This is a genomic window from Ochrobactrum sp. Q0168, assembly GCF_016427605.1.
Taxonomy (GTDB): domain Bacteria; phylum Pseudomonadota; class Alphaproteobacteria; order Rhizobiales; family Rhizobiaceae; genus Brucella.
Map to the genome: position 1 here is coordinate 1 of NZ_JAELXQ010000021.1, position 20,057 is coordinate 20,057.

Here is a 20,057-nt window from a genome sequence, read left to right on the forward strand (position 1 = left end):
TTGAGCGAACCTTCGCCTGGCTTAATCGTTGCCGTCGGCTGGCTAAAGATCGGGAAGCCTCTATCGCATCGTCAGAGGCATGGATGTTCATCTCCTCAATCAGACGTATGACACGCCGCATTGCTAGAATTGTCAGCGACACAGCGGAGGGAGCTATGGTCGGATGCCGTTCCGCTTCAGGCCTTGGACTTAAACGCCCCGACGATATGCACGATGCCGACAGTGACGAGCCCGATCAGAATGGCGAGTAGGGCTTGCAGGAAAGAGGTTGCGATCCACTCCAGAACGCTACCGAATCTGCTGCCTTCGGTCGGCAGATGGGCGACGATATTGTGGATGAATTCCTCGACGCTGTGAACGCCGATAGATGCCAGTCCATGCACGATGATGCTGCCGCCAACCCAGAGCATGGCAACAGTGCCGACAGTACTCAGAACTTTGAGCACGACTGGCATGCCCGCAACCAGCCCTTTGCCGAACCTTTTACCAAAGCCTGTATGGGCATTGCGGGCAAGCGCAACGCCCATATCGTCAAGCTTGACGATGAAGCCGACAACTCCATAGACGGCGAAGGTGATCAGGACGGCGACACAGGCGAGGATCGCCGCCTGCGTATAGATATTCGAAGGCGACAGACCGGCAAGCGTGAGCGCCATGATCTCCGCTGACAGGATGAAGTCGGTTCGGATGGCCCCGCTCACAGTTGTCGCCTCAATTTCCTTCGGAGTTGAGGCCTTGGTCTTCGTATTCTCCTCATCCTTATGGGGAATAAAGAACTCCACCAGCTTTTCAGTGCCTTCGAAGGCAAGATAGGCGCCACCGATCATCAGAAGCGGCATGATGAGACCGGGCGCGAAATAGCTCAGAATCAGCGCCAACGGCAGCAGAAAAATCAGCTTGTTACGGAGCGATCCCTTGGTGATTTTCCAGATAACCGGCAATTCCCGTTCCGGTTTCAGGCCAACGACATATTTCGGCGTCACCGCCGTATCATCGATCACAATGCCTGCGGCTTTTGCGCTGGCCTTTGCGGTCTGCCCCGCTACATCGTCCATGGAGGCCGCCGCCATTTTTGCGATCGCTGCCACGTCATCGAGAAGTGCAAACAAGCCGGACGCCATAGGAGGCCTTTCTTTATCATTACGGTAGCGATCAGCTAAACTTTGTAAGGGGTCTGCGTCCAGCACCGAATAGCAGGGTCAGTTTGTTGTATTCTATCTGGAGACAATCTGTGTATGATTGTCAATATATCCAGATGCATTTCGATCATTATATCTTGCTGCAACACAACAGGAGAGATCGCCATGCTTAATCAGATCAAAGGCCTCCATCATGTTACGTCGCTGGCAGCAGATACCCGTTCCAACAACAAGTTCTTTACGGATGTGCTGGGACTGCGCCGCGTCAAGAAGACCGTGAACTTCGATGATCCGAGTGTCTATCACCTTTATTACGGCGACGAAGTCGGCACGCCCGGTACGGTCATGACTTATTTCCCGTTTCCCGGTATCCAGCGCGGTCGCAATGGTACGGGCGAGGTGGGGACCACTGTGTTCGCTGTGCCGCAAGGTTCGCTTGATTTCTGGAAGGATCGCTTCGCGCAATCAGCCGTCAAGGTCGAGTCGGAAGATGAAGCTTTTGGCGAAAAGCGCGTCTTCTTCCGTGGCCCGGATGGCGACAGTTTCGCTCTGGTTGAGGTGAAGGACGATCCGCGTGAGCCTTGGGCACATGAAGGCATCGATGCCGACCACGCCATTCGCGGCTTTCATTCGGTCTCGATGCGTTTGCGTGACGAGGGCGCGACTTCCGAACTGCTAAACTATATGGGCTATCAGAAGCTGGATACGAGGGATGGCATAACCCGCCTCATCTTGCCGGAAGGCAATGGTGCTGGCGTGATCGATCTTCAAACCTTGCCTTCTGTCGGACGCAGCCAACAGGGCGCGGGTTCAGTTCATCACGTCGCCTTTGCGGTCGAAAATCGCGAAAAGCAGCTCGAAGTCCGCAAGGCGCTGATGGATACCGGCTATAATGTTACGCCTGTGATCGACCGCGATTACTTCTGGGCAATCTACTTCCGGACCCCAGGCGGTGTTTTGTTTGAAGTGGCAACCAACGAACCCGGCTTTGATCGCGACGAGGATACCGCGCATCTGGGCGAAGCTCTGAAGCTGCCGTCGCAGCACCAGCATCTTCGTGCTTATCTCGAAGAACATCTCGACAAGATCTAAGCACGCTTGAGGAGACCAATAATGACCAATCAGACCTACGTGCACCGGCTGAAGGCCGGTGCGGTCGGAGCGCCGCTGTTCATTGTCTTTCATGGCACGGGCGGCGATGAAAACCAGTTTTTCGGTTTGGCTGAACAGCTTATGCCGGAGGCGACAGTCGTTTCGCCGCGCGGTGACGTGTCGGAATTCGGTGCTGCCCGCTTTTTCCGTCGAACGGGCGAGGGCGTCTATGATATGCCAGACCTTGCCCGCGCCACGGACAAGATGGCCGGGTTTATCGCCGCTCTGGTCGAAGACTATAAGCCGTCGGAAGTGATCGCGTTGGGATATTCCAACGGGGCCAATATCATGGCCAATCTTCTGATCGAGAAGGGCAGGATATTCGATAAAGCGGTGCTGCTGCATCCGCTGATCCCGTTCAAACCAGTGGATAATCCGGGCTTGGAAGGCACGAAGATCCTGATGACGGCTGGCCGTATGGACCCGATTTGCCCACCGGATCTCACGGATGCGCTGGAGCACTATTTTGAAAGCCAGAAAGCCGACGTCAATCTCGTCTGGCATCCGGGCGGACATGAACTGCGCCAGAGCGAACTGTCCGCCGTTCAGGAATTTCTCGGCTGACAAAATCGATCACCGTCATTCGTCGGGATGGCGGTGATTTCTGCATTCAGGCAGCTCCAGATATCGCACTTGATTTTATCAATATACATTATATGTAAGTGTATATTGAATTTGGAGTTGCCTTATGAATATGGTCACGGACACTCGTGCCGACCTGTCACGCCAGCAGATGGAAGATCGTGCGGGCGAAGTCGCAGAATTGCTGCGCACCTTGTCGCATCCGGCCCGTCTGATGCTGGCCTGTGCGCTGGCGGAAAAAGAATATTCGGTCGGTGAACTGGAGCAGGGGCTGGGCATTCGCCAGCCGACCTTGTCGCAGCAACTGGGCGTGCTGCGGGAATCCGGCATCGTCGAGACCCGGCGGGAAGCCAAGCAGATATTCTATCGCCTGACGGAAACCAAGGCGGCACAGCTCATTGAGGCGCTCTACCGCATATTCTGTGATAACGCGCCGAAGGGAGCCTTGTCATGATGATCTATCTCCAGTCGCTGGCAGGCGGCATGCTGCTCGGTGCAGCCGCGATTTTTCTTTTGATTTTCAATGGCCGTATCGCTGGTATCAGCGGCATTGTGGGCCGATTGCTGAATGGAAACCAAGCCGTGCTCAATGCGGCTTTCGTTCTTGGCCTCATCCTTGGACCTGTGGTTTATGCCATGCTTTTCGGAAGCTTCCCGGCAACGACCATCGCGGCTTCCTGGCCGGTTATCATCGTTGCAGGTCTTCTGGTCGGCATTGGAACGCGCATGGGTTCCGGCTGCACATCCGGTCACGGTATCCTCGGCATGGCGCGCTTTTCCAAGCGCTCTATCGCAGCAACCATCACCTTTCTGGTTACAGGCGTTGCTGCAGCAACCCTCACGGGAGCTCTGTTATGAACAGGTTTGCTTATTACCGTCTCGCGGCAGCACTTTTTGCAGGCGCGCTGTTCGGGTTCGGATTGTCCCTTTCGGGCATGATCGACCCGTCACGCGTGCAGGGCTTTCTGAACATAGCGAGCGGTCACTGGGACTCCAGCCTTGCATTCGTGCTCGGCGGCGCGCTGCTGGTCGCGATTCCGGGCGTAATGCTGCAACGCAAGCTGGCAAAGCCGGTGCTGGATAACAGTTTTCATCTGCCCGAAAAGACGCAGATCGACCGGCCTCTGCTGTTTGGCTCGGCGCTGTTCGGTCTTGGCTGGGGATTAGCGGGGTTTTGTCCGGGACCTGCGGTCTCGGCCTTGTCCATCGGCCTGCCGCAGGTCTGGTTATTTGTGACTGCCATGGCGGCAGGCATGATCATTCACGACAAACTATTGAAGCGTTAAAGCCCTCGCGCAATCACCAGCCGCTGAACTTCGCTGGTGCCTTCATAAATCTGGCAGACGCGCACATCGCGATAGATGCGCTCAACCGGATAATCCGCAAGATAGCCATAGCCGCCGTGAATCTGGATTGCGGCGGAACAGACTTCCTCCGCCATTTCCGACGCAACAAGCTTGGCCATAGACGCTTCTGTCAGGCAAGGCTTGCCCGCCTCGCGCAAGGCTGCGGCGTGTAGAACCATCTGGCGAGCCGTTTCGATCTTCGTCGCCATATCGGCAAGACGGAAGGCAACGGCCTGATGCTCGGCAATCGGCTTGCCAAAAGTGATGCGCTCCTTGGCATAGTCGCGGGCTGCTTCGAAAGCGGCGCGCGCCATGCCGACCGCCTGCGCGGCAATGCCGATGCGTCCGCCTTCAAGATTGGCGAGCGCTATTTTGTAGCCTTCTCCTTCCGCACCCAGCCTGTTTTCCACCGGCACGCGCATGTTGGTGAAAGCCAGTGCGCAGGTGTCGGAAGAATGCTGGCCGAGCTTGTGTTCGACCGTCATGACCTCGTAGCCCGGCGTATCGGTTGGCACGATAAAGGCCGAAATACCTTTTTTGCCTGCAGCCGGGTCCGTGACCGCAAAAACAATCACCACACTGCCATTCTTGCCGGAGGTGATGAATTGTTTGGACCCGTCGATGACGTAATGATCGCCATCAAGCCGTGCGCGGGTTTTGAGCGCGGACGCATCGGACCCCGCCTGCGGCTCCGTCAATGCAAAACCGCCGATCCATTCACCCGATGCCATTTTGGGCAGGAAGCGGCGCTTCTGGTCTTCTGTGCCAAAACGCAGGATTGGCACGCATCCGACCGATGAGTGCACGGAAACAATGGTCGAGCAGGCGCCGTCGCCTGCCGCGATTTCTTCCAGAGCCAACGCATAGGCCACCATGCCGAGGTCCGAGCCGCCCCATTCTTCCGGCACCAGCATACCGAGAAAGCCGAGTTCGCCCATCTCGGTCAGTTCCGTGCGCGGGAAAGCATGTTCCCGGTCACGCTGGGCCGCGCCCGGCGCAAGACGCTCCTGCGCGAAATCACGGACGGCGTCGCGGATCTGCTCCTGCGTATCGGTTAGAAGCATCACACGATCCTTTCAATGCCGATGGAGGTGGCTTCGCCGCCGCCAAGGCAGATGCCAGCCACGCCACGCTTCAGGCCGTGCGTTTCAAGGGCTGCCAGCAGCGTCACCAGAATGCGCGCGCCGGAAGCGCCGATCGGGTGGCCAAGCGCGCAAGCGCCGCCATGAATATTGACCTTGTCATGCGGCAGGTTGAGATCGCGCATGGCCGCCATGGTGACGACAGCGAAAGCCTCATTGATCTCGAACAGGTCGACATCCTTGAGGTCCCAGCCGATCTTTTCCGAAAGCTTGCTGATTGCACCGATAGGCGCGGTGGCAAAAAGGTTCGGCTTATCGGCATAGGTCGCATGACCGACCAGCACCGCGCGCGGGGTGAGGCCGCGCTTTTCCGCTTCCGATGCGCGCATCAGCACCAGCGCCGCAGCGCCATCGGAAATCGACGAGGAATTGGCCGCCGTTACCGTGCCTCCATCGCGGAAAGCGGGGCGCAGCGAGGGTATTTTGTCGAGCTTCGCCTTGCCGGGCTGTTCGTCAACCGAAACCTGAACCTCGGCGCGACCGGATTTCACCGTGACGGGTGTGATTTCTGCTGCAAACAGACCATCCTTGATAGCCTTTTGCGCGCGGGTCAGCGAGGCGATGGCGAATTCGTCCTGCGCTTCACGGGTGAACTGGTAGGCTTCCGCGCAATCCTCCGCAAAAGTGCCCATCAGGCGGCCCTTGTCATAGGCGTCTTCAAGGCCATCGAGGAACATATGATCCAGAATCTGGCCATGGCCCATGCGATAGCCGCCACGAGCCTTCGGCATCAGGTATGGCGCATTGGTCATGCTTTCCATGCCGCCGGAAACAATCACGTCTGCCGAACCGGCCAGCAGGAGATCATGCGCCAGCATGGTGGCCTTCATGCCCGAACCGCACATTTTGTTGACGGTCGTGGCACCTGTCGAAAGGGGCAGTCCGGCCTTTATCGAAGCCTGACGCGCCGGGGCTTGTCCCTGACCGGCAGGCAGGACACAACCCATGAACACCTCTTCGACGGCTTCCGGTGCAAGACCGGCACCGGCCAGCGCACCGCTGATGGCGGCAGCACCTAGATCGGTCGCCTGCGCGCCGGAAAAGTCGCCCTGAAAGCCGCCCATGGGTGTGCGGGTTGCGCCGACAATGACAATAGGATCGCTGTTGGACATGATCGTTCCTCGCTTCCTGATGATGTGTTTACTTCGCAGCCATGCGTAGCGCACCGTCGAGACGGATGACTTCGCCGTTGAGCATCTGGTTTTCCGCAATATGACGCACGAGTGCCGCATACTCCGCCGGGCGTCCGAGACGCGACGGGAACGGCACCGATGCGCCGAGCGCGTCCTGCACGTCCTGCGGCATGCCCGCCATCATCGGCGTCTCGAAGATGCCGGGCGCAATCGTCATGACGCGGATGCCATGGCGCGCCAGTTCACGCGCGACGGGCAAGGTCATTGCTGCAACGCCGCCTTTCGAGGCGGAATAGGCGGCCTGTCCGATTTGCCCGTCAAAGGCGGCAACCGAGGCGGTGTTGATGATCAACCCGCGTTCGCCGCTATCGCCCGGCTCATTCTTTGCCATGGCTTCGGCTGCCAGCCGCAGCATGTTGAACGTGCCAATGAGATTGATCGAAATGGTGCGCGCAAAACTGTCGAACCTGTGCGGACCTTCGCGGCCCAGCACCTTTTCGCCCGGCGCAACGCCTGCGCAATTGACGAGCGCATCGATACGGCCAAAGGCCTTGAGCGCGGCAGCAATGGCAGCTTGCCCATCCGCCTCGCTCGTAACGTCGGTGCGCTGGAAAATAGTGGCTGCGCCAAGCGCTTTTGCCGCCGCTTCACCGGCTTCCGCATTGACATCCAGAAGTGCTGCCTTGCCGCCAGCTTCGACAACCATCTTGGCCACAGCCGCGCCGAGGCCGGAACCTGCGCCGGTGATCAGAAATACCCGATCTTTAATCTGCATAATTTTACCTCAGGCCTTTGTCTGTTGCTGTTTGTCGATTTCCGCCTTGCGCAGCAGAAAGCGCTGGATTTTGCCGCTTGGCGTCTTCGGCAGCTCAGTGACGAAATCGATCTCGCGCGGATAGGCATGGGCGGAAAGCCGCTTCTTCACATGTTGCGCCAGTTCTTCGGCAAGCGCGGGCGTGCCTTGATGACCGGCTGCCAGAATGACGAATGCCTTGACGATTTCAGTGCGCTGCGGATCGGGAACGCCGACGACTGCCGCTTCATTGACCGCTGGATGTTCGAGCAGGGCGCTTTCGACGTCGAATGGTCCGATGCGATAACCGGATGAGGTGATGACATCATCGGCGCGACCGATGAAGCTGACGGAACCATCGTCTTCGAATTCCACTGTATCGCCGGTGCGGTAATAGCCGCCGGAAATAGCTGGAGTTTCCTGCTTGTAGTAGCCGGAAAACCAGAGCAAAGGCGATTTTTCTATATCGACGGCGAGGATACCCGGCTGGTTGGGGCCAAGTTCATTTCCGGCCTCATCCAGAACCGCAACGCGATAGCCCGGCATGGCATAGCCCGCCGAACCCTGACGAACCGAATGTTCAAGGCCGTGATGGTTGTTGACCACCATGCCGAGTTCGGTCTGGCCATAATGGTCATGGATAGGCGCGCCGAGATTGGCGTCGAACCAGCGGATCACTTCCGGATTGAGTGGCTCGCCTGCACTTGAAACCACGCGCAGACGCCCCTTGATGCGGGCGGCCGCTTCCGGGCCTGCCGCCATCAGCAGGCGAAATGCGGTTGGCGAACCGGCCAGACTGGTCACGCCCAGACGTTCGATAATGTCGTAGGTGCTCTCGGCGTTGAAGCCGCCTTCGTAAAGCGTGGTGGCAATACCCAATTGCAGGGGACCGGTCACGGCATAGTAAAGCCCGTAAGCCCAGCCCGGATCAGCGATATTCCAGAAAATGTCGTCGGAACGCAGGCCCACGGCTTCACGCATATAGGCTCCAAAGGCGAGCAGCGCGAAAAGCGGAACCGGCACGCCCTTAGGCAGGCCAGCCGTGCCGGAGGTCGACATCATCATGAACAGATCATCGCCCTTGCGCATGACGGGTGGGCAATCGGTGGAGGCGGCGGCGAGGGCCGCGCGGAAATCGATATCGCCTTCAGGAGCCGTCTCGCCGGGCGCGATTATCGTCGCAACCTGCGGGCAATTTTCGACTTCATCCAGCTTGCCGCGATTGGCGAGATTGGTCACGACCAGTTTCGCATCGCTTGTCTTGAGGCGGTGTTCGATGGCCTTCGGACCGAAAGCGGTGAAAAGCGGCTGATATATAGCGCCGATGCGCCATGCGCCGAGAATGGTTGCAACAAGTTCCGGTGTGCGGGGGAGAAGACCGGCAACAACATCGCCAGCAACGACGCCTGCATCCTTCAGCACATTGCCGACTTTTGCGGAAAGATCGCGCAATTCTTCAAAGGTGAGTTCGGTCAGTTGGCCGTCGGCAGAAATCGCACGCAGCGCTACCCGGTTCTCGCCGACATAACGGTCGCAGCATTCGACACAGGCATTGAGGCCGGTATCGGGATGGCCCACAAGCTGCGTAATGGCATGATCGAGTTTAAACTTTGCCACGGCGTCATCATAACGCGTACGCTGCGTGAAAGCAGACGCTTCAGTCATTCCGGTATTCCTCCCAGACTAGTCACTGCAGCGCCAAGCTCCTCTAGAAACGCTGCGAGGAGAAGGTTAATCCCTCAATCATTGCAAACAATGACATTAGAGGTCTTAATTGGTGATCGTTTTTGCAATATAGATCAGTCCATGGAACGCCATAATATCACACCCGGCTTCGTTGAGGACGCTCTGGAGAGCGTGCGGCAGCGCGGCATCGACACCGCGCCATTGATGGCGGCAGTCGGCCTGCCGGACAGGCTGACCGAGCCGGTCACGAACATTCAATATGGTCGCCTGTGGTGGCTGATTGCCGAAACTATCGATGATGAGTTCTTCGGTCTTGCCGCGCGTCCGATGCGGCCCGGCAGCTTCAATCTGCTTTGTCACGCGGTTCTGCATGCGGGGACGCTGGAACGCGCCTTGCGCCGCGCCCTGCAGTTCCTGAATGTCGTGCTGGACGATCCGCGGGGCGAATTGCGCATTCGTGACGGCATGGCGCATGTGGTGCTAACGGATGAGGGCTCGCCGCGCCCAGCCTTCGCCTATCGCGCCTACTGGCTCATCCTGATGGGCGTGGCCTGCTGGCTGGTGGGGCGGCGCATTCCGTTGCGCACGCTGGATTTCGCCTGTGCGGCACCCCTTGACCGGCAGGATTATCGAAAATTCTTCGGCGCGCCGGTGCTATTCGATCAGCCTGTAACGCGGCTGGTTTTCGATTCATCCTATCTCGCTTTGCCGATCATCCGCAGCGATGTGGCGCTGGAAAGTTTTCTGCGCGAGGCTCCGGCCAATATCCTGATCCGCTATCGTCACGATCACGACATTTCTTCACGGGTTCGCGCGCATCTGAGCCAGATGCCTCCGCAGGAATGGCCGTCATTCGAGGATATCGCCATGCGGCTGAAGATGTCCGCCCCGACGCTGCGCCGCAGGCTGAAAGCCGAGGGGCAGAGTTTTGGAACGATCAAGGATGAGTTGCGCTTTGTGGCAGCGCAGCAATTGTTGCAGGAAGACAGGCTGACCGTTGCGGAAGTGGCTGCCGAACTTGGCTATAGCGAGCCCAGCGCGTTCTACCGCGCCTTTCAGAAATGGATAGGAAAAAGCCCCGGCACATTCCGAAAAATCGAGCCGTCCGAATGAGGACTGATTGATGCGGGTCTCTGCTCCAACTTTTTTGCGCGCTTGAGCGTTAATATCTGTACCCGGCGGTTCTCCGGTGTTAAAGCACCCGCGCAACAAGAACTGGCGGCCTCCGACCGCGCAAGCAGCCGACATATCCGGAAATATCGTATTGACGACAGATTTGGCTTCATTCATGTCGTAATCCGACCGTTTGCTGTTCCAGCCTGGAAACCCTGACAATGACCGAACGTCTTTCTTTCGCCCGTGATCGCATCAATGTTCTTCTTCTCGAAGGCATTAACCAGACTGCCGTCGAGTATTTCAAATCCTCCGGCTATACCAATGTTACGCATCTGCCCAAAGCGTTGGACAAAGCCGATCTCGTCGAGGCGATTTCGCATGCACATATTATCGGTATCCGCTCGCGCACGCAGCTGACCGAAGAGATTTTCGCTGCGGCGAACCGTCTGGTGGCAGTCGGCTGCTTTTCCGTCGGCACCAATCAGGTCGATCTGAAAGCCGCCCGCAAGCGCGGCATTCCGGTTTTCAACGCGCCGTTCTCCAACACGCGCTCGGTTGCTGAACTGGTGATCGGTGAGATCATCATGCTGATGCGCCGCATTTTCCCGCGTTCGGTTTCTGCTCATGCAGGCGGCTGGGACAAGACCGCGACGGGCAGTCGCGAAGTGCGCGGCAAGACGCTCGGCATCATCGGATATGGCAATATCGGCTCGCAGGTCGGCAATCTGGCCGAAAGCCTCGGCATGACCGTTCGTTACTACGATACGTCCGACAAGCTGCAATATGGCAATGTCAAGCCAACGGCGAGCCTCGATGAGCTGCTGAAGATCTCTGATGTCGTGAGCCTGCATGTTCCGTCGAACAAATCCACGTCCAAGCTGATCACGGAAGCCAAGCTGCGCAAGATGAAGAAGGGCGCTTTCCTCATCAACAATGCGCGTGGAACGGTTGTCGATCTGGACGCTCTGGCCAAGGTTCTTCAGGAAGGCCATCTTGCCGGTGCGGCAATCGACGTTTTCCCGGTCGAACCGGCATCGAACAATGACAAGTTCGTTTCGCCAATTCAGGGTATCGAAAATGTCATTTTGACGCCGCATATTGGTGGTTCGACGGAAGAAGCGCAGGAACGCATCGGCATCGAAGTGACGCGCAAGCTGATCGAATATTCCGATGTCGGCTCGACGCTGGGCGCCGTGAACTTCCCGCAGGTTCAGCTTCCGCCGCGACCGACCGGCACGCGCTTCATGCATGTGCATGAAAACCGTCCGGGCATCCTCAACAGCCTGATGAACATCTTCTCCACGCATGGCATCAACATCGCCAGCCAGTTTCTCCAGACGGATGGCGAAGTGGGCTACCTCGTGATGGAAGCGGATGGCGTGGGCGATGCCAGCGACGACATTTTGAACGCCATGCGCGAAATCCCCGGCACGATCCGCGCGCGCCTGCTGTACTAACAGCCAAAACAGTTGTTTTCATTCTATGACGGCGTACCCCGGTGCGCCGTCATATTCATTTCAAGAAACTGTATTATATGCCCGGCAAATAAGGACTTTTTGCCATGCAGTTTTTAAAGACATTTGATCTTTTCCCTTTTCTGGATACGGTCGTCAGCCTGACGGCAGCGTTTATTTTCGGCACGCTGATCGGCGCAGAACGCCAGTATCGCCAGCGGACCGCAGGTTTGCGCACCAATGCTTTGGTGGCGCTCGGCGCTGCCGCCTTCGTTGATCTTGCGGTACGCATTGCCGGAGCGCCGGAATCCACGCGTGTGATTGCCTATGTCATTTCGGGTATCGGCTTTCTGGGCGCGGGCGTCATCATGAAAGAGGGCATGAATGTGCGCGGCCTCAACACCGCCGCGACGCTCTGGTGTTCGGCTGCGGTGGGCGCATTTGCAGGCACAGACATGGTTGCTGAGGCCGCACTGCTCACGGCCTTTATCTTGTTCGGCAATACGCTTCTGCGTCACCTCGTCAATCTTATCAGCCGCATCCCGATCCATGAACGCGCCTTGGAGCAAACTTACGAAGTGCGCGTCATCGCTTCTCATGACGGGATGGAGGAACTGCGCGAATTGCTGGTCGAGCGGCTGGAAGACGCGAAATATCCCGTCAGCGACGTGGAGATCACTGATCGCAACCCGACAACCGTGGAGATACTGGCGACCCTGGTCAGCACCTCCATCGAGCCGGATGAAATCGAGGCGGTCACTGCTTTCATGGAAAAGCAGAACGGCGTTTTCTATGCGGGCTGGGAAGGCAGTTCGAAGGACTAACGCGAAGGCCGCTTACCGGTCGATGCGGGTGGAAAGCACGATGGATGACATGGTGCGTTCCACGCCTTCCAGCGCGCCGATCCTGTCGAGAACCGCGTCCAGTTCCTGGATGGATGGCGCTTCAACCACGACAATCATGTCGAAATGACCGCTGACGGAATGGAGTGTTCTGACAGCCATCATGCCGCGCAGCGCGGTTTCCACCTTTGGCGCTAGTTTGGGCAGGGCTGTTACCAGCACATGGGCGCGCACCAGATCGCGCTCGAATTCCGGTGCGATTCGAACGGTGTAGCCCTCAATAACGCCCTGCTTTTCCAGCTTTTCGATGCGGCTTTGGACAGTCGTTCGCGAGACGCCAAGGCGTCTTGCAAGCTCGGCTGTGGAAGCGCGCGCGTTTTCACGCAGGAGGGCGATGAGGTTGAGGTCTGCATTTGTCGGCATAGTGCATAATTCTTACGGCATAATGCGCAAATAAACAACGTCATATCGTCGGTTTATACGCTTCTTTTTGCATAAGACTATGCGATTCTTGCATATCGAATTGCATTCCAGTGGGACCAGAAAGGCCAAGGGGAAAACAAAATGAAACAGATCGTTGTCGTCGGCGCGGGAAAAATCGGTGCAACCATTGCCGATCTTCTGGCTTCCACGGGCGAATATGATGTCACGGTAGTTGATCGTTCGCAGGCACAGCTCGACGCGCTGGAATCCGGCGCTTCGGTCAGGACGCAGGCGCTCGACATCGAAGACGCCAAGGCGCTTGAAGCTGCGCTCACCGGCAAGTTTGCCGTGCTGAGTGCCGCCCCGTTCCACCTGACCACGCGTATTGCCGAAGCCGCTGCCAAGGCTGGCGTTCACTATCTCGATCTCACCGAAGACGTCGCCAGCACGCGCCGCGTGAAGGAACTTGCCCAGGACGCCAAGACGGCTTTCATCCCGCAATGCGGCCTGGCCCCGGGCTTTATCTCCATCGTCGCCTATGATCTGGCTAAGCGTTTCGACAAGCTCGACAGCGTTCGCATGCGCGTCGGCGCTCTGCCGCAATATCCGTCCAATGCTCTCAACTATAACCTGACCTGGAGCACGGACGGTGTTATCAACGAGTATATCGAGCCCTGCGAAGCCATCGTGAACGGCGAACTGTCGGAAGTTCCAGCGCTGGAAGAACGCGAGGAATTCTCGCTCGACGGCGTGACCTATGAAGCGTTCAACACCTCGGGCGGTCTCGGTACTCTCTGCGAAACGCTGGAAGGCAAGGTGCGCACGCTCAATTACCGCACCATCCGTTATCCGGGCCATGTTGCGCTGATGAAGGCGCTTCTGAACGATCTCGGCCTGCGTCATCGCCGCGAAGTTCTGAAGGACATCTTTGAAAACGCGCTGCCGACCACGCTTCAGGACGTTGTCGTGATCTTCGTGACGGTTTCCGGCACCAAGAATGGCCGTCTGGTTCAGGAAACCTACGCAAACAAGGTTTATGCTGCTCAGGTTGGCAAGATCGTCCGCTCCGGCATTCAGATCACCACGGCTTCGGCCATTTGCGCCGTGCTCGACATGCTGGCCAAGGGCGATCTGCCGCAGAAAGGCTTTATTCGTCAGGAAGACATTACGCTGGAAGCATTCCTCGCGAACCGCTTCGGCAAGGCCTATGCGCAGGACGACCATTCCACGCGTCTGGTTGCCTGATTTTGGGGCTAAACAATCTGGGCCTGCCGTGCTTAGGCGCGGTGGGCCCTTTCGTGCATCTGGCCTAGGGGGGCTTACCGCCAAGGCTTTGAGAAGCAGGCGAACTCTCGCCTCATGCAACGGCACTCCGGTCAACAGCCGGAATTGCACAGGACTATGAAACAGGGAAATCATGTTGAAATCAGTTTTGCTGGCCGGTCTGGCCTCTGTCATTCTCGCCTTGCCCGTTCAGGCCAAGGAATGGAAGGAAATACGCATTGCCAGTGAGGGCGCATATCCTCCGTTCAATTACATGTCGCCTGAAGGCAAGCTCGTCGGCTTCGATCTCGATATCGCCAATGCTCTGTGCGAAGCCATGGAAGCCAAGTGCACGGTCGTCGCCAATGATTGGGATGGCATGATCCCCGGCCTGCAGGCCAACAAGTTCGACGCCGTGATTGCATCGATGGCCATCACGCCGGAACGCGAACAGCAGGTTGCCTTTACCGAGCGCTATTACACGACCCCGCTTGCCGTTGTCGTGCCCAAGGATACGGACATCACCTCGCTTGAACCGTCGGCATTCGATGGCAAAACTGTGGGTGCGCAGGCTGGCACCACGCAGGGCAATTATGCCGATGACGTTTACGGCAAGGCTGGCGCTGACGTGAAGCTCTATCCGACCGCCGACGAAGCCAATGCCGATCTTGAAAGCGGCCGCGTCGATGCCATTGCCGCCGACAAATTCCTCGCTGCCGACTGGTTGAAGAAGCAGGGCGCGGATTGCTGCAAGTTCCTTGGCGACATTCCGGGTTCCGAAACGAAAATCGCCGTGGCGCTGCGCAAGGGCGATGACGATCTGCGCGAACAGTTCAATGCCGCGATCAAGAAGATTCGCGAAAACGGCACCTACGATACGATCCGCCAGAAGTATTTCGATTTCGACATCTATTGATCTCAAAATATCATCGGATGCCGCCAAAAGCCTACTTGATGTTGGCGGCGTCCGGTGCTTCAGTCAGACTGAAGCGGATGGGGTTCGCGCGCTGCATTAATCAGCGGATCTCCGCCGGGCTAACCAAAGCAGTCAACAAAAATAAGCATTTAAGGGGAAACTATCATGCTGAAATCTATCCTTGCCGCTGGCCTTTTTGCTGGCCTTTCCACTGTGGCCGCCGTTATTCCGGCGCAGGCAAAGGAATGGAAGGAAATCCGCATCGCGACGGAAGGCGCATATCCGCCCTTCAACTTCGTGGCTGCGGACGGTTCCCTTCAGGGGATGGATGTTGAAATTGGAAAAGCGCTCTGCGCCGCCATGCAAGCCAAGTGCACGATTGTCGCCAATGACTGGGACGGCATGATCCCCGGCCTGAAGTCGAACAAGTTCGACGCTGTTCTCGCTTCCATGAGCATCACAGAAGAGCGCAAGAAGCAGGTCGCATTCACGGACAAATATTATTCCACGCCGCTCGCAGTCGCCGTTCCGAAGGACAGCGCGATCACCTCTGTCGACGTCGAAGCGCTGAAGGGCAAGACCATCGGCGCGCAGGCTTCCACGACGCAGGCAACCTATGCCGAAGACGTTTATGCCAAGGGCGGCGCCGAAGCCAAGCTTTACCCGACTGCCGACGAAGCCAATGCCGATCTCAAGAGCGGTCGTCTGGATGCCGTCGTGTCGGACAAGTTCCCGCTCGTCGATTGGCTGAAGGCTGATGGCGCGGATTGCTGCAAGCTGCTTGGTGACGTGCCAGGAACGCAGACCGCAGCCGGTATTGCGGTCCGTCAGGAAGACAACGATCTGCGCGAACAGTTGAATGCCGCGATCAAGAAAATCCGCGATGACGGCACCTATGCCACCATCGTAAAGAAGTATTTCGATTTCGACATTTATTGATCCCGACGAGCAGCAAAACTTGCTGCAAGCAGAAACGCGCCAGCTAAACGCTGGCGCGTATTGTAATGAGAATGCCGGAAATACCGATGCAAAATCAGGATATTATCGTTCTAGGCGCTGGCATTGTCGGCGTTTCGGCTGCGCTTCATTTGCAGGCGCGCGGGCGCTCCGTCTGTCTGATCGACAAGGCAGAACCGGGGCAAGGAACGAGTTTCGGCAATGCCGGCCTGATCGAACGCTCGAGCGTCATTCCCTATTCCTTTCCGCAAGGTTTTGGGAAGCTTCTGCGCTACGCCACCAATCGTCGTACCGATGTGCGTTATTCCCCGTTCTATGTGCCGCGCATCGCGCGCTGGCTTTATAGCTACTGGCGGGAATCGTCGCCGGAACGTCTGGAGATTGCCACGCAGGTCATGCTGCCGCTGATCGAAGCAAGCGTGCATGAGCATGACGCCCTGATCGCAGAAGCGGGCTGCGAAAAACTCATTCGCAAACAGGGCTGGATGCAGGTTTACCGCAACCAGTCCGCTTTCGATGCCGCGGTGCGTCGTCTGCCCAATTTGCAGCGCTTCAATCTGGCCTATGACATTCTGGATGCGGCAGCCTTGCGTACACGCGAAGCCGCTCTGGGCGAGGTTGCGGGCGCCATTCACTGGCTCGACCCGAAAACCGTGGTCAATCCGGCTGGACTTGTGCAGGCCTATGCCGATCTGTTTATCCAGCGCGGTGGCAGATTTATACATGGCGATGCATCAACGTTGACCCAGAACGGCGACAGTTGGCAGGTGACGACGAAAGAAGGGCCGGTCAAGGCGCGTGAGGTTGTCGTGGCGCTCGGCCCGCAGTCGGGGCTCATTTTCCGGCGCTTCGGTTATCCGATTCCCATGGGCATCAAGCGCGGCCATCACCTGCATTTCGCCATGCGCAACAACACGCGGCTGGGTCATACGGTGGTGGATGAGGAAGCCGGTTACGTCTTGGCCCCGATGGTGCAGGGTGTGCGGCTGACGACGGGCATTGAATTCGCCTCGCCTAACGCTGCGGCCAACCGCGTCCAGCTTGGAAAGACGGAGAAGATCGCACGGCGTCTGGTGCCACAGCTTGGCGAGCCCGTGGATAGCACACCGTGGCTTGGTCTGCGTCCATGCCTGCCAGACATGCGGCCCGTGATCGGCCCGGCACCGCGCCACAAGGGACTGTGGTTCGATTTCGGCCACGCCCATCACGGTTTGACGCTAGGTCCTGCAAGCGGACGCCTCATCGCTGAAATGATGACGGCTGAGAAAACCTATATCGATCCCACGCCCTATTCAGCAGAACGTTTCCTGTAATCGTTGAATATTTTGTGACAGGGTTGTCAGGAGTGGTGAAGCGGGGCTATCACTTCACCGCTCACATCATTCCGCATTTCTGCGGGCTAATTGATCCGGAAAAATCCTCGTGAAAAAGAAGTCCTTGGGCCGTACCGGCCTCTCTGTCACTGAAATTTGCCTCGGAACCATGACCTGGGGTGTGCAGAACACCGAAGCCGATGCCCATGAACAGCTGGATATTGCTGTCGATGCCGGCATCAACTTCATCGACACGGCGGAAGGCTATGCCATTCCGATGAGCGCCGAAAGCTACGGCAAGACCGAGACCTATATCGGCAACTGGTTCAAGGCTTCGGGCAAGCGCGACAAGGTTATTCTCGCCAGCAAGATTGCAGGCGGCGGCCGTCAGGAGTGGATTCGTGGTGGCGCGCGACCAAGCCGCGCCAGTGTGCGCGAAGCGGTTGAGAACAGCCTGAAGCGTCTCCAGACCGATCACATTGACCTATACCAGATCCACTGGCCGATGCGTTCACATTACCATTTTGGACAGGGCTGGAATTTCGACTTCAGCAAAAACGACGCGAAGTCGGAATTGCAGCACATGCACGACACTTTGCTCGGCCTCGACGATATGGTTCGGGAAGGCAAAATCCGGCACGTCGGTCTTTCCAACGAAACCGCTTGGGGAACGATGCGCTGGCTGCGTATGGCCGAAGAAGAAGGCTTGCCACGCATGGCGTCAATCCAGAACGAATATGGGCTTTTGCAGCGCCATTTCGATTTCGATATGGCGGAAGTGTCTCTGGCGGAAGATATCGGCCTGCTCGCCTATTCGACGCTCGCCGCAGGCGTGCTGACGGGCAAATATCTCGGCGGGAATGTGCCAGCCGGTTCACGCGCGGCGGTGACCGATGGCGGCCTGTGGCGCGACAATTCTCATTCGGAACCGGTCGTTCGCGCCTATATCGATGTTGCCAAGAAGCACGGCCTCGATATTGCACAGATGGGCATTGCCTTCTCGCTGACGCGTCCGTTCATGACATCCGTAATCATCGGGGCAACGACTGTCGAACAGCTGAAGACGGATATTGCCGCCCATGAGCTGAAATTGTCGGACGAGGTGCTGGCTGATATTGCGGATGTTTACCGCAACAATCCGCGCCCGCTCTGATCGCATTCAATGCTATTGAACGTGAAAAGCCCGTCATGTAATGGCGGGCTTTTTCATGGATTTATCCGGCCAGATAAATCTCGTTCTTGACGATCCACTGGTCGATTGGGGTCATGCTGGACGAACTGACAATGACCATGCGGTCGAAACGCAGGCTGCGACCGGACAGTGCGTCTGAAAGACGTTTCATTTCGGCGCGTTTCTCCGGCGTCTCGGGAACGCCATAGGCGAGCGACACATGCGGGACGAAACTCGCCAGATCGTCCAGGCCAGAAATGCCGATTGTGTCCCGCTTCAAATCCATCAGCGGCGGCGTTTTGTCCAGTTCGGCATAGAACGAACGGAAATAGGCTTCCGTTGCCGCTATACCTTCGATCCTGATATCGAGTGGCTTGCGCCCCATGGCTAGGCTGAGAACCAGCGGCTGAAGCTCTTCAGCCGAACGCTCCATATCGGGGATCAGTGTCGCATGCGGTTCGAAAACCGGCGTATCGAAGCGAAGCGCCAGATCGCGCACGATCGTTTCCAGAAACTGCAGGTCGCCACGCGACGGGCGCAGCCAGACAGAATGAAATGTCATGTGGTCAGGAACCCTTTGCGCCCTTGGCATTATCTGTTTTCAGTGGCCGCACGCTGCCGCGCAGAATGAGCGGCATATCCAGCACAACCGTTTGCGGTGGCTCGTTGGGCGCATTTTCCCGTTCATCAAGCAGACGAACGATTTCCGCCGAAAGGCGCTCCGCATTCTGGTCGAATGTCGTCAGACGATACGCGCCCCAGCGTGCCTCGGCCACATTGTCGAAGCCGATAATCGACAGATCATCGGGAATGCTGAGATTATAGACATCGCGCGCGCAGTCCATCAGGCCAAACGCCATCAGATCGTTGACGCAAAGCACGGCTTCAACCCGGGCCTTATCGCCGAGCAGCAGGGAACCGGCGGCGAACCCGCTGTCATAATCGGTCAATTCGCCACGCTGAATGACGACGGGGAGGCCGAGGCTGTTTGCCTTTGCCACAAATGCCTGCTCGCGCTCGACGAGGCTGTAACTGCCGACATTGGATGTAATCAGTCCGAGTTTTTTGAAGCCGCGCGCCGCGAAAACATCGACAGCCGTTTCCGCCGCAAGCTTGTTGTTGGCATGGACGTGGTCAGCTCCGGCCTCGGTCCGACCCACGAGAATGAGCGGCTGGCCATTTCGCTGCGCCAGTTCGACAAAGGACGAGGAGGGCATCCCCGACAGAACCACCGTCGCTTCTGCGCGATAACGCAACAGCGCTTCGTGGGCGGCAGAAAGGTTTTCGCCGTGCTGGCCGGTCGGGATCAGCACCGGCACATTGCCGCGCGCTGCAAGGCGTCTGGAAAGGGTGGCGATCTGGCGCGCCCGGAAAGGGCTGTCTGGATCGGCAGCGATCATGCCGACGATGCGGCTGCGATGGGCGAGAAGTCCGCGGGCAAGATCATTGACCTGATAGCCAAGCTTGTCGGCGGCTTTAAGAACTTTTTCGCGGGTAGCAGCCGAAACACTCGCCCCCGGCGTGAAAGTGCGGGAAACGGCAGACCTCGATACGCCAGCCTCCTGCGCCACTTCATGCGCGCTGATAAAGCGTGGGCCACCACTGGCATCGTTATCTTGCTGAGCCATT

The 20,057-nt window shown here is 57.7% G+C and carries 21 protein-coding genes and 1 pseudogene; 14 read left to right on the forward strand and 8 right to left on the reverse strand.

What is annotated here, in order from left to right; all coding sequences use genetic code 11:
• Positions 1 to 128: pseudogene (locus JAU75_RS21560) on the forward strand (IS5/IS1182 family transposase); the annotation flags it as partial.
• A gap of 48 nt (positions 129 to 176) precedes the next feature.
• Here the strand turns inward: JAU75_RS21560 and JAU75_RS21565 are convergent.
• A complete protein-coding gene (locus JAU75_RS21565; RefSeq protein ID WP_199058554.1) occupies positions 177 to 1,121 on the reverse strand; it encodes a DUF808 domain-containing protein in 945 nt (314 codons plus the stop codon).
• A gap of 183 nt (positions 1,122 to 1,304) precedes the next feature.
• Between JAU75_RS21565 and JAU75_RS21570 the strand changes: the two genes are divergently transcribed.
• From JAU75_RS21570 to JAU75_RS21590, 5 genes are all read left to right on the forward strand, one after another.
• Positions 1,305 to 2,231: a VOC family protein gene (locus JAU75_RS21570; protein WP_199058555.1), complete on the forward strand. Its 927-nt coding sequence runs from the start codon at positions 1,305 to 1,307 to the stop codon at positions 2,229 to 2,231.
• 21 nt (positions 2,232 to 2,252) lie between these two features.
• Positions 2,253 to 2,855 (forward strand): alpha/beta hydrolase, encoded by a 603-nt coding sequence (locus tag JAU75_RS21575; RefSeq protein WP_199058556.1) that lies wholly within the window; start codon positions 2,253 to 2,255, stop codon positions 2,853 to 2,855.
• A gap of 130 nt (positions 2,856 to 2,985) precedes the next feature.
• On the forward strand, positions 2,986 to 3,327 hold the full coding sequence (gene bigR, locus JAU75_RS21580) for a sulfite-sensing transcriptional repressor BigR (protein WP_199058614.1): 342 nt from the start codon (positions 2,986 to 2,988) through the stop codon (positions 3,325 to 3,327).
• Positions 3,324 to 3,731: a YeeE/YedE family protein gene (locus tag JAU75_RS21585; protein WP_199058557.1), complete on the forward strand. Its 408-nt coding sequence runs from the start codon at positions 3,324 to 3,326 to the stop codon at positions 3,729 to 3,731. The genes bigR and JAU75_RS21585 overlap by 4 nt, the downstream gene beginning before the upstream one ends.
• Positions 3,728 to 4,159: a YeeE/YedE family protein gene (locus JAU75_RS21590; protein WP_199058558.1), complete on the forward strand. Its 432-nt coding sequence runs from the start codon at positions 3,728 to 3,730 to the stop codon at positions 4,157 to 4,159. The genes JAU75_RS21585 and JAU75_RS21590 overlap by 4 nt, the downstream gene beginning before the upstream one ends.
• Here the strand turns inward: JAU75_RS21590 and JAU75_RS21595 are convergent.
• Genes JAU75_RS21595 through JAU75_RS21610 form a run of 4 tightly spaced genes read right to left on the reverse strand, consistent with a single transcriptional unit; the run spans position 4,156 to position 8,952 of the window.
• The gene (locus JAU75_RS21595; protein ID WP_199058559.1) at positions 4,156 to 5,283 is read right to left on the reverse strand and encodes an acyl-CoA dehydrogenase family protein; all 1,128 of its coding nucleotides are present in this window, start codon (positions 5,281 to 5,283) and stop codon (positions 4,156 to 4,158) included. The genes JAU75_RS21590 and JAU75_RS21595 overlap by 4 nt on opposite strands.
• Positions 5,283 to 6,473 carry an acetyl-CoA C-acyltransferase gene (locus tag JAU75_RS21600; protein ID WP_199058560.1) on the reverse strand — a complete coding sequence of 397 codons (1,191 nt, stop codon included), beginning with the start codon at positions 6,471 to 6,473 and terminating at the stop codon, positions 5,283 to 5,285. The genes JAU75_RS21595 and JAU75_RS21600 overlap by 1 nt, the downstream gene beginning before the upstream one ends.
• 28 nt (positions 6,474 to 6,501) lie before the next feature.
• On the reverse strand, positions 6,502 to 7,269 hold the full coding sequence (locus tag JAU75_RS21605; RefSeq protein ID WP_199058561.1) for a 3-hydroxyacyl-CoA dehydrogenase: 768 nt from the start codon (positions 7,267 to 7,269) through the stop codon (positions 6,502 to 6,504).
• A 9-nt stretch (positions 7,270 to 7,278) separates the two neighbouring features.
• Positions 7,279 to 8,952, reverse strand: a complete 1,674-nt coding sequence (locus JAU75_RS21610) for an acyl-CoA synthetase (protein ID WP_199058562.1) — start codon at positions 8,950 to 8,952, stop codon at positions 7,279 to 7,281.
• A 141-nt stretch (positions 8,953 to 9,093) separates the two neighbouring features.
• On the opposite strand from JAU75_RS21610, the gene JAU75_RS21615 reads away from it, so the two are divergent.
• The 3 genes from JAU75_RS21615 (at position 9,094) to JAU75_RS21625 (ending at position 12,367) form a co-directional block, all read left to right on the forward strand.
• On the forward strand, positions 9,094 to 10,086 hold the full coding sequence (locus JAU75_RS21615) for an AraC family transcriptional regulator (RefSeq protein ID WP_199058563.1): 993 nt from the start codon (positions 9,094 to 9,096) through the stop codon (positions 10,084 to 10,086).
• Positions 10,087 to 10,307: 221 nt separating this feature from the next.
• A complete protein-coding gene (serA, locus tag JAU75_RS21620; protein WP_199058564.1) occupies positions 10,308 to 11,546 on the forward strand; it encodes a phosphoglycerate dehydrogenase in 1,239 nt (412 codons plus the stop codon).
• 104 nt (positions 11,547 to 11,650) lie between these two features.
• Positions 11,651 to 12,367: an MgtC/SapB family protein gene (locus tag JAU75_RS21625; RefSeq protein WP_199058565.1), complete on the forward strand. Its 717-nt coding sequence runs from the start codon at positions 11,651 to 11,653 to the stop codon at positions 12,365 to 12,367.
• Positions 12,368 to 12,379: 12 nt separating this feature from the next.
• On the opposite strand, the gene JAU75_RS21630 is transcribed toward JAU75_RS21625, so the two are convergent.
• On the reverse strand, positions 12,380 to 12,808 hold the full coding sequence (locus JAU75_RS21630) for an Lrp/AsnC family transcriptional regulator (RefSeq protein WP_199058566.1): 429 nt from the start codon (positions 12,806 to 12,808) through the stop codon (positions 12,380 to 12,382).
• Between the two features lie 141 nt (positions 12,809 to 12,949).
• Here JAU75_RS21630 and JAU75_RS21635 point away from each other — a divergent pair, with 141 nt between their 5' ends.
• From JAU75_RS21635 to JAU75_RS21655, 5 genes are all read left to right on the forward strand, one after another.
• On the forward strand, positions 12,950 to 14,053 hold the full coding sequence (locus JAU75_RS21635; RefSeq protein ID WP_199058567.1) for a saccharopine dehydrogenase family protein: 1,104 nt from the start codon (positions 12,950 to 12,952) through the stop codon (positions 14,051 to 14,053).
• A 172-nt stretch (positions 14,054 to 14,225) separates the two neighbouring features.
• Complete coding sequence (locus JAU75_RS21640; protein WP_199058568.1) at positions 14,226 to 14,987, forward strand: ABC transporter substrate-binding protein; 762 nt, start codon at positions 14,226 to 14,228, stop codon at positions 14,985 to 14,987.
• A 177-nt stretch (positions 14,988 to 15,164) separates the two neighbouring features.
• Positions 15,165 to 15,926: an ABC transporter substrate-binding protein gene (locus JAU75_RS21645; RefSeq protein WP_371830817.1), complete on the forward strand. Its 762-nt coding sequence runs from the start codon at positions 15,165 to 15,167 to the stop codon at positions 15,924 to 15,926.
• Between the two features lie 80 nt (positions 15,927 to 16,006).
• Positions 16,007 to 17,257 (forward strand): FAD-dependent oxidoreductase, encoded by a 1,251-nt coding sequence (locus tag JAU75_RS21650; RefSeq protein WP_199058615.1) that lies wholly within the window; start codon positions 16,007 to 16,009, stop codon positions 17,255 to 17,257.
• 109 nt (positions 17,258 to 17,366) lie between these two features.
• A complete protein-coding gene (locus JAU75_RS21655; protein WP_199058569.1) occupies positions 17,367 to 18,410 on the forward strand; it encodes an aldo/keto reductase in 1,044 nt (347 codons plus the stop codon).
• Between the two features lie 61 nt (positions 18,411 to 18,471).
• On the opposite strand, the gene JAU75_RS21660 is transcribed toward JAU75_RS21655, so the two are convergent.
• Both JAU75_RS21660 and JAU75_RS21665 read right to left on the reverse strand, forming a co-directional pair.
• Positions 18,472 to 18,990, reverse strand: coding sequence for a 2'-5' RNA ligase family protein (locus JAU75_RS21660; protein ID WP_199058570.1), 519 nt, complete (start codon positions 18,988 to 18,990; stop codon positions 18,472 to 18,474).
• A 4-nt stretch (positions 18,991 to 18,994) separates the two neighbouring features.
• Complete coding sequence (locus tag JAU75_RS21665; RefSeq protein WP_199058571.1) at positions 18,995 to 20,056, reverse strand: LacI family DNA-binding transcriptional regulator; 1,062 nt, start codon at positions 20,054 to 20,056, stop codon at positions 18,995 to 18,997.
• Position 20,057: the final 1 nt, after the last annotated feature.